Annotated in this window: 13 protein-coding genes; 11 read left to right on the top strand and 2 right to left on the bottom strand. The window is 63.7% G+C overall.

The genetic code is table 11. The features are described from left to right. Positions 1-2: 2 nt before the first annotated feature. A complete protein-coding gene (locus A5766_RS18400) occupies positions 3-2,045 on the bottom strand; it encodes a CocE/NonD family hydrolase (protein WP_064905853.1) in 2,043 nt (680 codons plus the stop codon). Between the two features lie 253 nt (positions 2,046-2,298). After that, positions 2,299-3,522, bottom strand: a complete 1,224-nt coding sequence (locus A5766_RS18395; protein WP_064905850.1) for a glycoside hydrolase family 76 protein — start codon at positions 3,520-3,522, stop codon at positions 2,299-2,301. Positions 3,523-3,817: 295 nt separating this feature from the next. Here A5766_RS18395 and rplJ point away from each other — a divergent pair, with 295 nt between their 5' ends. The 11 genes from rplJ (at position 3,818) to A5766_RS18340 (ending at position 15,593) form a co-directional block, all read left to right on the top strand. Continuing rightward, positions 3,818-4,342: a 50S ribosomal protein L10 gene (rplJ, locus tag A5766_RS18390; RefSeq protein ID WP_049698686.1), complete on the top strand. Its 525-nt coding sequence runs from the start codon at positions 3,818-3,820 to the stop codon at positions 4,340-4,342. Positions 4,343-4,440: 98 nt separating this feature from the next. After that, positions 4,441-4,830: a 50S ribosomal protein L7/L12 gene (gene rplL / locus A5766_RS18385; protein WP_039857022.1), complete on the top strand. Its 390-nt coding sequence runs from the start codon at positions 4,441-4,443 to the stop codon at positions 4,828-4,830. Positions 4,831-5,234: 404 nt separating this feature from the next. Continuing rightward, the gene (locus A5766_RS18380; protein ID WP_064905847.1) at positions 5,235-6,509 is read left to right on the top strand and encodes an ABC transporter ATP-binding protein; all 1,275 of its coding nucleotides are present in this window, start codon (positions 5,235-5,237) and stop codon (positions 6,507-6,509) included. A gap of 2 nt (positions 6,510-6,511) precedes the next feature. Continuing rightward, positions 6,512-7,318: an MlaE family ABC transporter permease gene (locus A5766_RS18375; protein ID WP_005209182.1), complete on the top strand. Its 807-nt coding sequence runs from the start codon at positions 6,512-6,514 to the stop codon at positions 7,316-7,318. 2 nt (positions 7,319-7,320) lie between these two features. Further along, positions 7,321-8,193, top strand: coding sequence for an MlaE family ABC transporter permease (locus tag A5766_RS18370; RefSeq protein WP_005209184.1), 873 nt, complete (start codon positions 7,321-7,323; stop codon positions 8,191-8,193). Positions 8,194-8,196: 3 nt separating this feature from the next. Next, on the top strand, positions 8,197-9,534 hold the full coding sequence (locus tag A5766_RS18365; protein ID WP_064905845.1) for an MCE family protein: 1,338 nt from the start codon (positions 8,197-8,199) through the stop codon (positions 9,532-9,534). Beyond that, positions 9,531-10,610, top strand: coding sequence for an MCE family protein (locus tag A5766_RS18360; protein ID WP_064863203.1), 1,080 nt, complete (start codon positions 9,531-9,533; stop codon positions 10,608-10,610). The genes A5766_RS18365 and A5766_RS18360 overlap by 4 nt, the downstream gene beginning before the upstream one ends. Before the next feature lie 2 nt (positions 10,611-10,612). Beyond that, on the top strand, positions 10,613-11,668 hold the full coding sequence (locus A5766_RS18355; RefSeq protein WP_005209189.1) for an MCE family protein: 1,056 nt from the start codon (positions 10,613-10,615) through the stop codon (positions 11,666-11,668). Then, on the top strand, positions 11,665-12,981 hold the full coding sequence (locus tag A5766_RS18350) for an MCE family protein (protein ID WP_064905843.1): 1,317 nt from the start codon (positions 11,665-11,667) through the stop codon (positions 12,979-12,981). Before A5766_RS18355 ends, A5766_RS18350 begins: the two co-directional genes overlap by 4 nt. Then, positions 12,981-14,315, top strand: coding sequence for an MCE family protein (locus A5766_RS18345; protein WP_064863206.1), 1,335 nt, complete (start codon positions 12,981-12,983; stop codon positions 14,313-14,315). Before A5766_RS18350 ends, A5766_RS18345 begins: the two co-directional genes overlap by 1 nt. Then, complete coding sequence (locus A5766_RS18340; RefSeq protein ID WP_064905841.1) at positions 14,316-15,593, top strand: MCE family protein; 1,278 nt, start codon at positions 14,316-14,318, stop codon at positions 15,591-15,593. It abuts the gene before it with no gap. Positions 15,594-15,617 lie beyond the last annotated feature (24 nt).

Raw genomic sequence — 15,617 nt, 5'->3', positions numbered from 1 at the left:
GCTCAGAAGCCTTCGCCTGCAAGGAACGTCAGGTGGCTCGGGTGCTCAGGGTCGAGGACCAGGCGTTGTCTGCGGCCGCGCGCCTTGACCAGATCGGGCACGACGGTCAGATAGCGCGGGAAACTCGCCGCGTATACGTCGACGCGTAGTCGATGGCCGGGTTCGAGGACGGCATCGGTCGGGACGAGGTCGACGTCGATGCGCACCGGGGCGTCGGGTGGCACCGGAAGTTTGCGCTTGCGCGACAAGAAGTGGTGCGCGCCAACGAGACTGCCGTCCGAGGCGTAGGTCGACTTGCTGGGATCGAGCGCCCGATTCGACGCCGAGAGCGCGCCGTTGGTCAGCACCTTCGACGTTCCATCCGGCGCGACGTCGTTGACGGTGACGGCCCAGATGGCCTCATGTGCCGTGGTGGCGACGTTGAGGCGCAGATTCATCGCACCGCTGATCTGCGTCTGCTGGGTGACGGGAGCACTGGTGAACGAGAGTGCGCCGCGCTCTTGGAATCTGGCGTCGGAGGTGAAGGGTTTACCCAGGGCCATCGTCGCGCCCGCGGTCACCTGTGTCATGTCGCGCGAGATGAGTCCGCGGACGTCCGGGCGGACGTGCAGCGAGGTGTAATCGGTGCACGGTGTGGATTGCAGGCTGCCGTCGTGTACGCAATGTGTTGCGCTGGAGGAACATTCGCTCGACAAGTAGAGCCGACGCGGTGCGACGCCCTGGCGCGGGAACGACTGGCCCGCGGTCCACGTGCCACCCTGCTGGCGCAGCGTCACCGGTCCGTAGTGCTCGACGCCGTTCGCGTGTCCCTTGAGCCAGCGGTCGAACCACGCGCGCTCGAGGACGTCGAGACGAGGTGGCGCGAATTTGCCGCCATAGCCGGACCCGACGTCGAAGTGATAACCGTCGCCGACGATCAACTGCTTGCGGCCCGGTTCGAGGTTCAGACGCTCGTAAATCCCTGTGGCACTACGACCGAAGAGGTCGTGCCATGCCCCGACGGTGAGCGTCGGCGCCTCGATCTGATCGATCTGCGGATCGCGGGCGTCGAAGTACGGGTCGTCGAAGATGCGGTCGTCGCGGGCGGTGAGGAAGCCCCAGAGGAGCGACGGGATCTCGGTTGCCGGAGATGCGACACGGTCGCGAAGGTAGCGGAAGTGATTGCCGCGCAGAACATCTCGCAGCAGAGTCGACGGATTCGGTACCCACTTCAGGATGTTCACCACGGACAACCATGCCGGGATGAACGCCGAGGGCATGCCGCCGGTGATGTAGATGTCGCGCACGATGTCGTCGCAGCCCTCGACCGCGAAGACCGCGCCGAGCTGGGGCGGCCGCTTGTCGGCGGCCTGTAGCGAGTTGATGGCCGAGTACGACCATCCCGCGAGTCCGACCTTGCCGTTGCACCACTCCTGCTCGGAGACCCAGTCGATGATCTCGACGGAATCCTGCTGTTCACGTGGGCCGAGGATCTCCCACTTGCCGTGGCTGGCGCCGGTGCCGCGAACGTCGACGATGATCTGGGCGTAACCGCTGCGCACCAGGTTTCGATTGATGCCGAAGACGTCGATCACGCCGCCGGCGAGTACCTGGGTCAGGGTGGTCAGCCCCTCGAGCGGTGTGCCCGTCGCGTCGACCGATCGGGCTGCCGCGCGCACGGCACCTCCGATGACAGGGGCGTGCATCGTGGTGTCGATGAAGTCGATCGCCGCTCGGTTGTACGGGTTGATGTTGATGATCGCCGGGTAGGGCGTCGTCACCACGTCGCCGAAGCGTGTGGCCGGCCGGACGATGGTCGCCCGCAACTCGACGCCGTCGCTCATCGTCAGAGTGACATCGCGGTCGATCGAGACGCGTGGGTAGACCTGCGGGCCGTCGACCTGCTCGCGCCAGCGCATCGCACTGGCGCCGCCGGTGGGGTCGCCGAGGGGGAGGGTTCCGAACACGGGCGCATCGGACGTGGATCGACGCTGAGGAACCGGGTCGAGCGGAAGTGGCTCAACCCGACCGCGGTCGGATTCTGTCGGTCCCAACTGAAACGCCATGATGCATCAGCCTGCCTTTGAGGTCACTGCACCTGCGTCAGCCGGTTCGACCGGTGGGCGTGCTGTCGCCGATGCCGTCACTTCATCGTGTCGGTTGGAGAAGCTGAACCGCGTTGTGGCGCATGGCCCCAACCCCACCCGGTTGTGGTCCATCTCACTCCGGACACCGACACTAGCCCATGTGTGGTCTCGGAACGCTAACTAGGGGGCGTCAATTTGGCCATCGTAGACAAAGGCGCAGGTCAAGGTTGTATCAATCCTGAACATTCTGTTCGGATAGTCCGAGATCCGCCGCGGCGGCGGCTTCTTGAACCATCCATCCCGAGAGCTGAACAGAGAGATCTCGCTCGGGAACCGCAGACGAGTTGACCGCTCCCGCCACGAATGCGGCGTCCCCGCCGCCGCGGGTGGGCCTCGCGGCGGGCTGGTGCCAGTCGGCGCTGAACACCACGGCGTCATCGACCTCGGTGCGCGTCTGCCAGGCGGCGTCGGCGCTGGTGAGGACGAGCGCCGCGCTCCGACGACGAAGCTCATCGGCACCGGGGAGGTCGGCGGGCAGATCGGTCGCGACGAGCGCCAGATAGCGGGCGAGAACGCCCATGAACAGTCCGCCGTCGCCGCCGCCCGCACCACGGATCACGCCGTCGGGGCACTCGTGGCTTTCGACCGCTGTGAGCAGACGGTCGATCCGGGCGAGGTGTACGGGATCGCGGGTGAGCCGCGCGGCCTCGACCTCCGAGCCCAAGACGACTCCCTGGCAATACGTGTAGATCGCGGTGACGCGCTCGAACCCGCCGTCGCGCGGCTTGACGCCGTCGATGACGAGGTGGGAATCGGGGTCGACGAGTGTTGCGTTCATCCAGTCACACATCTCCAATGCGCGCTTCGCATGGCTGCCGGGCTGGGTCCCGGCCTGCCCCGTCCGCGCGAGCAGAATGGTCGCGGGTCCGTTGGCGGGGGCATTGAAGAAGGTGTCGATGGTGCGCCACGGGATGCCGCCGCCACGTTCAGGCTCCCAGGCGTCGTACATGCGCTTGCTCAAGACGCGCAGTGCCTTCGGGTGGTGGAGGTCGAGGTGACGGTCGGCGCGCTCGATCGCAAGCCCTAGCCACGCCATGTCGTCGTAGTAGTTATTGGTCCACCGTCCGAGGTTGCGCAGCCGGATGCCGCGCAGGAGTCGGTTGGCGAGGTCGGCGAGGTCGGGGTCGTAGGGTGCGTCGTCGACGGGGCGGTGGATGGCGGCGTCGACGATGAGGTCGAGTAGATGGGCGTGCCACCAGTAGTGCCAGAATCCGAAGCGACTACGCAGAACGTCGAGCGGGAGGCGACTCAGCGGCCATGCGACCGTTGCGATGCGTGTGCCGGGCACCCACCACGCATGTCGAAGATGCCTACCGAGGATCGAGTCGGCCGCGATTGCGGCGCGGTCGTTGGGATCCGAGACGGCGCCGGCGGGCGATTTGGATGCATTCCCCATGGTCGGGTAGCCTATTACTTCGGTGTGACGTGCACGTGTACGTCGTATCGGTTCAACCAGAGACCGTCGGTCATCGGAAGCGATTCCGATCGAAGGACGACTGCAGCGTCGCAAGGCGCGAGGTCGGCGGCCCACGCAGGGAGAACGAGGAATAGTGGTGGGCGCCCTGGAGCGCCTCGCCGAGAAACTACGCCCCGTGCCATCTGCGTGCCGGGGCGTTTATTTGTTTCGCCCCTCCTTGCGGGTATCTGGTCCGAACTCTGACCAACTCGAGTGATGAGGAAGGAGGCGAAGTATGGCCAAGTCCGAAAAGATCGCAGCAGTCGCTGAGATCGCCGAGCAGTTCAAGGGCTCAACGGCGACGGTCGTCACGGAATACCGTGGATTGTCCGTCACCCAGATCACCGATCTGCGACGTTCCCTCGGCGAGGGCGCAACCTACTCCGTCGCCAAGAACACCCTGGTGAAGCGTGCCGCTGCTGAGGCGGGCGTTGAGGGACTCGACGAGCTGTTCTCCGGCCCGACCGCGATTGCCTTCATCGAAGGTGAGCCGGTGGTGGCCGCGAAGGCGATCAAGAACTTCGCCAAGGACAACAAGGCTCTGGTCATCAAGGGCGGGTACATGGATGGCAAGCCGCTGTCCGTTGCCGAGATCGAAACGATCGCCGACCTTGAGACCCGTGAGGTCTTGCTGGCCAAGCTCGCCGGTGCCATGAAGGGCAACTTGGCAAAAGCCGCCGGACTGTTCAATCAGCCGGCGTCGCAGGTGGCACGACTCGCTGCCGCCCTGCAGGAGAAGAAGGAATCCGCAGGCGAATAAGTACCTCGGTACTCATCCGCCAGCACACAAGCATTCCCCCGCGCGGGGATTGACAAGACAAGATGCCCCGCGTGGGGACTTACAGGAAGGACGCCACCATGGCGAAGCTCACCGCTGACGAGCTCATCGATCAGTTCAAGGAACTGACCCTGCTGGAGCTCAGCGATTTCGTGAAGAAGTTCGAAGAGGTCTTCGAGGTCACCGCGGCCGCACCGGTCGCTGTTGCCGCTGCAGGCGCACCGGCTGCTGCCGGCGCCGACGCTGCTGCCGAGCAGGACGAGTTCGACGTCATCCTCGAGGGTGCCGGCGACAAGAAGATCCAGGTCATCAAGGTCGTGCGTGAGGTCGTTTCCGGCCTCGGCCTGAAGGAGGCGAAGGACCTCGTCGAGGGTGCTCCCAAGCCGATCCTGGAGAAGGTCGACAAGGAGGCCGCTGAGGCTGCCAAGACCAAGCTCGAAGAGGCCGGCGCCAAGGTTTCCGTCAAGTAAGCGGAGGCAACCGGAGCCTGCGGAGGTTGGCGGAGCGCGCTTGCGTGTCGACTTCCGTCAAGTAAGACGGTCTCCGAAGGCTTTCAGCCACGCTCTTCACACGAGCCCGGGACAGCTGTGCTGTCCCGGGCTCGTTGCTGTCCGCGGTAGCCCACAGTTGCCGCACAATGTGACCGCCAACCTACTTTTATTATGTCGGTGGCATGGGATACTCTCTTGGGCAGTCAGGTTACCGGCCGGTAATTGGCCAAACCTGAGAACCGCCGAGAGGCGGTGTGGATACGGGGGAGCAGTCCGCTAGAGTGACCCCAACCACAGTTGAGTCCGCCTGCGTTCGTGCCGCCTATGTCCGATGTCTTGCCTTGGCTGCCACGCTTCGGGACCCGAGTTTCTTGGAGGATGTAGTGGGTGTTGAGGTCAGCGTCGAGGGGCTCACCAAGTCTTTTGGTTCTCAGAACATCTGGCGTGATGTGACGTTGACCTTGCCGTCGGGTGAGGTGTCTGCGTTGTTGGGGCCGTCGGGTACCGGCAAGTCGGTGTTTTTGAAGACGTTGATCGGTTTGTTGCATCCTGAGCAGGGTTCGGTGGTGATCGACGGCACTGATATCACGCAGTGTTCGGCCAAGGAGCTCTATGAGATCCGCAAGTTGTTCGGTGTGTTGTTCCAGGATGGCGCTCTGTTCGGGTCGATGAGTTTGTACGACAACATCGCGTTTCCGCTTCGTGAGCACACGAAGAAGAAGGAAGACGATGTCCGGCGGATCGTGATGGAGAAGATCGATCTGGTCGGTTTGGCCGGCGCCGAAGACAAGCTGCCGGGTGAGATTTCCGGTGGTATGCGTAAGCGTGCCGGGTTGGCGCGGGCGTTGGTGCTCGATCCGCAGATCATTTTGTGTGATGAGCCGGACTCGGGTCTCGATCCGGTGCGTACTGCTTATATCTCCCAGTTGCTGATCGACATCAATGCGCAGATCGACGCGACGATCTTGATCGTGACGCACAACATCAACATCGCCCGCACGATTCCGGACAACATCGGCATGTTGTTCCGGAAGGAGTTGGTGATGTTCGGGCCGCGTGAGCAGTTGTTGACTTCGGAGCAGCCGGTGGTCAAGCAGTTCCTCTCCGGTGATCGGTTTGGTCCGATCGGTATGTCGGAGGAGAAGGACGAGGCGGTGCAGAAGCAGGAAGAGGCTATGCAGGCCGCCGGCATTGGTGGTGGCGGTACGAAGGATGATTTCTCGGAGATCATTCCGCAGGTGCAGCCGAATCCGGGGATGCCTGAGCGTAAAGCGGTCGCTCGGCATCGTGAGCGGGTGTTGGAGTTGTTGCCGTCGTTGCCGGAGAACGCGCAACGCGCGATCCGTGAGTCGATGCAGCAGGAAGACCAGATCCGCGAGGAATCCCGAGCCCACGCCGCAACCACCCAGGGCGTCGAATGGTCCGACTCCGAGGGTGGCCTCCAGGCAGGCAGCGAGAACGTCATGGTCGACACCTCCACCGACGTCATCGATCACGGTGACCGCAATCAGGGTGGGTACGGAAACGACTACGCCGGTAACGATTACGCCGGTGACGATGCGCAGACCCAGCAGTGGGCTGTGCCGGAGGAAGCGAAGACTCAGCAGATCGAGTCGGAACGTCCCGAGGGTGGGCGTCACTACGGCGGGGGCTCATAGGTATGACGAATGCCACCACGCGTGGCGTCGACAGAATCGCGCGGGCCGGTGAAGGTGCACTCGCCCAGACAGGCAATATCGTCCAGCTTTTCGTCGATGTAGCACGCCAGACTTTCGTGCGCCCATTCCAGTGGCGCGAGTTCATCCAGCAGGCATGGTTCATCGCAAGCGTGACGATCCTGCCGACTGCGCTCATCGCGATCCCGTTCGGCGCCATCGTGTCTCTGCAGACTGGTTCGCTGATCAAGCAGCTCGGAGCGGAGTCGTATACCGGCGCCGCGTCGGTGCTGGTCGTCATCCAGCAGGGCTCGCCGCTGGTCACGTCGCTGTTGATCGCGGGCGCCGCGGGCTCGGCCGTCGCCGCCGACCTCGGATCGCGGACCATTCGCGAAGAGATCGACGCGATGGAGGTGCTGGGCATCAATCCCATCCAGCGCCTCGTCGTACCTCGTGTGCTCGCAATGGTGCTGGTCGCGATCCTGCTCAACGGTCTGGTCGCCGTCGTCGGCATCGGGGGTGGCTACTTCTTCAACGTGGTCGTCCAGGGCGGAACGCCGGGTGCATACCTGGCGTCATTCGGCGCGCTTGCCCAGCTTCCCGACCTCTGGATCTCACTTCTCAAAGCTGCCATCTTCGGTGTGATCGCGGGCGTTGTCGCGTCGTACAAGGGACTCACCCCGAAGGGCGGCCCCAAGGGCGTCGGTGACGCGGTCAACCAGAGCGTCGTCATCACCTTCCTGCTGCTGTTTCTGGCCAACCTGATCATCACTGCGGTCTACCTGCAGATCGTCCCGCCGAAGGGGAGCTGACCATGGCCGGTGGAGTGACTATCGCCAAGAGCCGCCCCGAGTACTACATGTACGAGGCGCGCAAACAGCTCGGCAAACCACTGAAGTTGCTCGACGGTGCGGGCGAGCAGATGTCCTTCTACGGACGCACGCTCGCCTGGATTCCGCGCACGCTGGTCCATTACACGCGCGAGGTCCTGCGCATTCTCGCCGAAGTGGCGTTCGGTTCCGGCGGTCTCGCCGTGATCGGCGGCACCGTCGGCGTGATGGTGTTGATGTCGGGGTTCACCGGCGTCGTGGTCGGTCTGCAGGGCTACGCCGCACTCGACCAGATCGGCTCGCAGGTGCTCACCGGCTTCTTGTCGGCGTACGTCAACACCCGAGAGGTCGCGCCACTCGTCGCGGGTCTCGCGTTGTCGGCGACGGTCGGTTGCGGTTTCACCGCCCAGCTCGGAGCCATGCGCATCTCGGAGGAGATCGACGCGCTGGAGTCGATGGCCGTGCCGTCGATCCCGTTCCTGGTGTCGACGCGCGTGATCGCAGGCTTCATCGCGGTCATCCCGCTCTACGTGCTCGGACTGTTGTCGGCGTATTTCGCCTCCAGAGTGGTGACGACTGTCTTCAACGGACAGTCCGGCGGCTCGTACGACCACTACTTCAACCTGTTCCTACCACCGGAAGACGTGCTGTGGTCTTTCGGTAAGGTGCTTGTCTTTGCGTTCGTGATCATTCTCGTGCACTGCTATTACGGCTACTACGCAAGTGGTGGCCCCGCGGGTGTCGGCGTGGCCGTCGGACACGCGGTTCGAGCGGCATTGGTCCTGATCGCCGTGCTCGACTTCTTTCTCGGCCTCGCCATCTGGGGGACGACGACGACTGTGAGAGTGGGGGGCTAGGCGATGACAGTGATTCGTCGCCGGTTGCTGGGACTGGTGTTCTTCATCGTGGTCGCACTGTTCTTCACGCTCACGATCATGAAATTCAACAAGGACTTCACGACGTTCACCGACGTCACGCTGAAGACCGACTCGGTGGGTAATGCGCTACCGTCGAATGCTGACGTGAAAGCGCGCGGCGTTCTCGTCGGCGAGGTGCGCGACGTCGAACCCGCAGGCAATGGCACGGTCAACGTGACGCTCGGCCTCAAGCCCGAGATGGCCGCGCAACTGCCTGCCGACACCACCGCACGCATCCTGCCCAAAACGCTGTTCGGCGAGCGCTACGTCGCACTTCAGGTGCCCGAGCAGGCGTCGGGTCCGACGCTGGCAAACGGCGCGACGATCCAGACCGACACGAGCGGCAACGCGAAAGAGGTCCAGGATCTCCTCGACCGTCTGCTGCCCGTCCTCGACGCGATCCCGCCGCAGGACCTCAACGTGACCCTGACCGCGTTGTCGCAGGCGCTTTCGGGTCGCGGTGAGCAGATCGGTACGACGCTCGAAGAGCTCAACACCATCTTCGGTCGCCTGTCGACACCGAAGAATCTCGATTCGCTCGAGGGCACGTTGCAGGGCCTCGCGTCGTTCTCGAAGACCTACTCGACGGCGTTGCCCGACGTCATCGACGCACTCGACAACTTCCGCACGACCAACAAGACGATCGTCGACCGTCAGGGCGATCTGCGGACGTTGATCGCAACGCTCGGAACTGCGTCGATCGACACGACGAACTGGTTGCAGCAGAATGGCAACAACCTCGTTGATCTCGTCACCGACTCGGAGCCGTTCCTGACCGGACTCGCCAAGCAGTCGCCGACGTTCGTCTGCGCCTTCCACAACTTCGCGACGCTGATCCCGGAATCGGAGAAGATCGTCGGAAAGGGCACCAAGAATCCGGGTGTGCGCGTGAATCTGCAGTTCGTCAATCCGCGCGGTCGCTATCTGCCCAACCAGGACGAGCCACGGTTCTTCGACCAGGATGCCCCGGCTGTCTGCTACGACCCGCCGACCAACGGCCGCCCGTTCCCGCAGTACCCCGGCGGTGGCCTCGCCGACGGCTCGTACCAGCCGCCGTCACGCAACCCCGGCCCGACGACCGTCCAGAAGCTGCCGCAACCGCAGTTCACGAAGACGCCTGTCGGGACAATCCGCGAGAACTCGTTCGACGATCCGACCTACCGGGCGCAGCTGAAGGTGATCTACGGCGCGGCCAGCGGGACCGAACCCGACGACGTGCCCACCTGGACCACCATGATCGGTGCTGCGCCACTGCAGGGAGCGCAGGTGCACATCAAATGAAGTCCATTGTGGGGCCGTTGACCAAACTGATCGTCTTCGCGGTGGTCACCGTGGTCGCGACTGCGTTGCTCGCGCTGACCATCGCCAACATCGGTGGTGGGGCAGACAACGACTACAAGGCCGTGTTCACCGACGCGTCGATGCTCAACAAGGGCGACGACGTGCGCATCGCCGGTGTGCGTGTGGGCCAGGTCAGCAACGTCGAGGTCTACGACAAGAACCGGGCGCAGGTCTCGTTCAACGTCGACCGCCAGCTGCCCGAGGGTGCGCAGATCTACATCAAGTACCGCAACCTCACGGGTCTGCGTTACCTCTCGGTCGAGAAGGGTGCGGGCGATGCGTCGCAGACCGTGAACCCCGGCCACACCTTCGGTGCGAACCCGAACGAGAACAACACGCATCCCGCGGTCAACCTGACGCAGCTGTTCAACGGCTTCAAGCCGCTGTTCCGCCAGCTTCAGCCCGAAGACGTGAACAAGCTCTCCGACGAGATCATCAAGGTCTTCCAGGGTGAGTCGAGCAACGTGTCGAGTCTGATCAGCGATACCGCCGATCTGACCAACTCGATCGCCGACAAGGACGCCGTGATCGGCGACCTGATCACCAACCTGACCAAGGTCCTCGACACGGTCAACCGGAACGACGAGCAGTTCACCGCGCTCCTAGACAACACCGAGCAGTTGGTGACGGGCCTTGCCGCACAACGCGGTTCGGTCGGTTCGGCGATCACGTCGGTCTCCAACCTGACAGCGGTCACGGCGTCGATCCTCACGTCGACGCGGCCGTCCATCCAGGGCGACATCGCCGGCCTCAAGCAGGTGGCCGACCAGGTCAACAAGCGTCGCGACGACGTCGCGCAGATCCTGACCAACCTGCCGATCAAGCTCCAGAAGATCGGCCGTGCGGCGACATTCGGTTCCTGGTTCCAGTTCTATCTGTGCGGAATCGACGTCGTCGCAGGAAACGGCAAGTCGACGCTGCTGACGCAGCCGCTCGTCCCGCTTCCATACATCAACCACGTCCTTTACACCAGCGCGGCAAGCCGTTGCTGGAAAGACAACCAGCCAGGGGGGTGAGCATGGCAGACGGAACAGCCCAGAAGAAGCCGGGGCACAAGCGATTCGGTGGGCATCGCAGCCCCGTCAGTATCGGTGCGATCGGTATCCTGATCCTGCTCATGATGGCGGTGTCGGCGTTCTACCTGACCTCGTTGCCGCTCGTCGGTGCGGGTGCCCAGTACACGGCCAAGTTCACCGAGGCCGCCGGGCTGCGCAAGGGCGCCGAGGTGCGCGTCGCGGGCGTGAAGGTCGGTGAGGTCAGCGACGTCTCGCTCGACGGCAACCGCGTCGACGTGAAGTTCCGCGTGACCAACACGTGGATCGGCGATCAGACGCAGGCGTCGATCCAGATCAAGACGGTGCTGGGGCAGAAGTATCTGTCGCTCAATCCCCGTGGTAGCAAGATCGCCGACCCGAGTGTCGCGCTCACCGATACGGTGTCGCCCTACGACGTGATCGAGGCGTTCTCCGACGCCGCAGACTCGGTCGAGACCTTGAACACCGATCAGCTCGCGACGTCGATGAAGGCGATCTCCGACACGTTCTCCGGAACGTCGGGCGATGTCGGACCTGCGCTCGAGGGCGTCACGCGTCTGTCGCAGACGATCGCCAGCCGCGACCAAGAGGTGCAGAAGCTTCTCGAAGCGACCAAGAGCACGTCGAAGATTCTCGCTGATCGCAACCAGGAGTTCGTGAAGCTGATCGCGGGTGCAGGCCAGTTGCTCGACGAGCTCAACAACCGCCAGAAGAACATCTCGGCGTTGCTGAAAACGACGACGGCACTGAGTGATTCGCTGAGCGGGATCGTTCGGGACAACGAGGCTCAGATCGGCCCGGCGCTCGACTCGCTGAAGGGCGTCAACGATCTGCTCAAGGAGCAGAACAAGAACCTTCAGGACACGATCACGTACATGGCGCCGTTCTATCGGCTCTACGCGAACGTGCTCGGCAACGGTCGGTGGTTCGAGTCCGTGGTGACCAACCTCCTGCCGCCTGCACTGCCGCAGCAGAACACGACGCGCCTGCCCAACAAGCAGGCCAACCAGAACAACGGTGGAACGGAGGCAACCGGATGACCACCCCGGATCTGTCCAAGACCTCCGGTCCCGGACGTTGGTTCACCCCACGCCACATCGTGATCATCGTGCTCGGGTTGATTCTCGCGCTGATCGTCGCCGGCGCGCTGTGGTGGGTCTTCAGCTCGATGGGGACCACCAAGATCAACGCGACGTTCGCGCGGACCGTCGGTATCTACAAGGGTTCCGACGTCCGGGTTCTCGGCGTGCCCGTCGGCAAGGTCGACTCGGTCACCCCCGACGGCCAGACCGTCAAGGTGACGATGACCGTCAACCGCGGCGTCGACCTCCCCGCCGATGTGCGTGCGGTTCAGGTGATCCCGTCAGTGGTCGCCGACCGTTACGTGCAGCTGACGCCCGCCTATTCGGGTGGCCCGAAGGCGCCGCGAAACATCACGCTGACCGAGAAGCAGACGATGGTTCCCGTCGAGGTCGACAAGATCTACGAGAGCGTCGAAAAGCTGTCAAAGGCGTTGGGTCCCAACGGAGCCAACAAGGACGGCGCGGTCAGCGACCTCGTCGCGGTCGGCGCGCAGAACCTCGAGGGCAACGGCGCCAAGCTCGGCGATGCCATCGAGAATCTGTCCAAGGCGACGACGACCCTGTCGGACTCGCGCGGCAACATCGTCGACACCGTCAACAATCTCGACGTGTTCGTCGGAGCGTTGAAGGAGAACGACTCCCAGGTGCGCCAGTTCAACAACCAGATGGCGTCGTTCAACACGTTCCTCGCGGGGGAGCGTCAGCAACTGTCGGCCGCGCTGAACAAACTGTCGATCGCACTCGGCGACGTCGCAACGTTGGTCGCTGACAATCGCGAGCAGATCGGCCAGACCGTCAACGATCTCAAGCCGACGACCCAGGCGCTCGTCAACACTCAACAGAGTCTCAAGGAGACGCTGACCGTGCTGCCGCTGACGATCAACAACCTGATCAACGCGTACGACGCGGAGTCGGGCACGATCGCCATGCGACTGACGCTGCCTGACCTGCAGGACCCGACACAGGCGACGTGCCAGTTCCTCGACCTCGGTGCGCTGCTTCCGGGTAATCCCGCGGCAGATCAGTTCAGCGACACGCTCAAGCCGTTCATCAACCAGTGCAAGACGATCGGTAAGCAGATCACCAACAACGTGCTCACCCCGATCCTGCCGGTGTTGCCGTTCGGCATCATGAGCAACAACAAGCTGCAGAAGTACCCGGTCCCGGGAACTGTTCCCGGGACACCCGACGCGCAGGCGAACCCGGGCCCGGCGACCAAGACGCCGGCATCGGCGAAGCCGTCGGCCACACCACGGTCGGGAGGTAACTGATGACTCGGCATCTCAGTCGGTTCGTTCCGCGCGCGTGGCGTGGGGTCATCGCCGCGGTGGTGGTCCTGACCGCGATGCTGACGGTCGCAGGTTGCGGGTCGAATGGAATCCAGTCGATTCCGCTGCCCGGCGGCGTCGACGTCGGCGACAACCCGCGCACCTACAAGATCCAGTTCTCGAACATTCTCGATCTGGTTCCGCAGTCGGTGGTCAAGCGTGACGGCATCCCCGTCGGACGTGTGACCAGTGTCGAGATCCCGAAGAACGAGTGGTTCGCGCTGGTCACCGTCAAGGTGAAGAACGACATCGACCTGTCCGATCAGGCTGGTGCAGCAGTGCAGCAGACGTCACTGCTCGGCGAGAAGTTCGTCGCACTGACAGAGCCTGCGAACAGTGCCTCGTTGCCACGCCAGGACCAGTCGACGGCGATCCCGCTGGATCGCACGCGTACCGCAACCGATATCGAGCAGGTACTCGGTGCGCTGTCGATGCTGCTCAACGGTGGTGGGATCAACCAGCTCGAACCGATCGTGACCGAGCTCAACAAGGCGCTCGACGGTCGTGCCGACAAGGTGCACGACCTGATCGGCAACGCCAGTTCACTCGTGGCAGGTCTCAATCGCCAGCGCGACTCGATTCTCGCGGCGATCGACGGCCTCGACAGGTTGTCGGACAGGGCCGCTGCGCAGACGACGCAGATCGACCGCATCCTCAAGGAACTGCCTGCAGGTGTGGCGGTGCTCGAGGAGCAGCGTCCGCAGTTCGTCGACCTGCTGACCAAGCTCGACAAGCTCGGACAGGTCGGCACCGACGTTCTCGGACGATCGCACGATGCGTTGATCACCGATCTGAAGGCGCTGCGCCCCGTGCTCACCGAGCTCGCGAAGGCGGCGCCGGACCTGATCACCGCAGCTCCGTTGATGCTGACGCACCCGTTCCCGGACTCGTTGTTGCCTGCGGTGCAGGGCGATTCGACGAACCTGTTCATGACGCTCGACCTGCGGCTGCTGAATCAGCTCGAGGCGCTGGGCGTCGGTCAGGGGACGCCGAAGTACTCGCCCCCGCAGCGCCACGACGTTCCGGTGAATCAGAGCAACCCGTACATCAACGGAAACGGCCCGCGCTACGGATGGCCGACCATCACGTTGTTGCCGCCTGCCGCCAATGCGACACCGGGTCCGAACACACCACCGTCGGGTGGCCGCTATCCGGCATCGGCGACGGTCCCGCGCGGCAGTGGAGCGTCGGCGGCCAAACCTGCCAACTTCCCGGCGCCGGCGTCGAGTGACCAGAGGTTCATCGATGGTCCGCTGAAACTCCTGGGGGTCGGATAGATGATCAGCAGACTCGCGAAGATCCAGCTCATCTTGTTTGTGGTCGTCGGCCTGGTCGCGATCGCCTTTGTCGGCGCCAAGTACGCACGACTAGACAAGACGGTCGGCATCGGCACGTACACGGTGACGGCGTCGCTGAAAGATTCAGGCGGCATCTTCACCAATGCCGAGGTGACCTACATGGGCATCCCGGTCGGTCGTGTGGGCAAGCTCGAGCTGACCAAGACCGGAGTGAACGTCGCACTCGTCATCGACTCGAACTCGCCACAGATCCCGGCGGATTCGGTCGCGGTGGTCGCGAACCGTTCGGCGATCGGTGAGCAGTATGTCGACCTGCAGCCGCAGTCGACGGGCTCGCCCTACCTCGCCGACAACTCGACGATCACTCGGTCGTCGGTTCCGCCGCCACTCGAAGACGTCGTGTCGTCGGCGATCGACTTCACACAGTCGATCCCGATCGACGACCTGCACACGGTCATCACCGAGCTCGGCAAGGCGTTCAACGGACAGTCCGAGAACCTGACGCGGCTCGTCGACTCACTCGGCAAGCTCTCGCGCGCAGGTGTCGACAATCTCGACCAGACGATCTCGCTGATCAACAACGCCAACGTCGTGCTGGCGACGCAAGCCGAGCAGTCCGATCAGATCCTCGCGTGGTCGCGCAGCCTCGACCTGGTCACCGCGACGCTCGCGGCGTCCGACCCGGACCTGAGGCGATTGCTCACCACCGGAACGACGTCGGCGACGCAGATCTCGAATCTCATCCAGAAGAACGGCGGCGACATCGGGAAGGTCGTCGGTCAGCTCTCCGAGGTTGCACGCACGATCCAGCCCGCCGGCTACATGACGAACGGAACGTTCGCGATGCTGTCGGCGCTGTCGGCGGGTAGCCATTCACCTGCGCCCGGCGATGGACAGATCCACTTCGGCATCGTGCTCGAGACCAATAACCCGGCGGCGTGTACGCGTGGCTATGAGTCGACCGACGCCATGATCGACCAGATCCGTAAGAAGGACCCGAAATTCGATATCCGCTACGACGAGTTCCCGTTCAACACGCAGGCCTCCTGCGACGTCCCGTTCGGAAATCCGACCGGTGTGCGCAGCGCCAAGCGCGTGGAGTACGCGAACCCGAATATCACCCAGCCCTGGGATTCGACCCCGAAGAAGGATCCGGACAAGTTGAATCTGACCCCGTTGGCCACGCAGCTGGCGGCAATGATGGGCGTCCGTCCGGTCAAGCCGGGCGGGTTCGGAACCGACGGATTCGGTGGCTGACCTGGGAGAGCGCCGCGTCGTCGA

Origin of the sequence: Gordonia sp. 852002-51296_SCH5728562-b, assembly GCF_001665475.1 — a bacterium.
Taxonomy (GTDB): domain Bacteria; phylum Actinomycetota; class Actinomycetes; order Mycobacteriales; family Mycobacteriaceae; genus Gordonia; species Gordonia sputi.
Note: the sequence above shows the minus strand (reverse complement) of the source record. Positions and strands in the feature narration are given on the sequence as shown.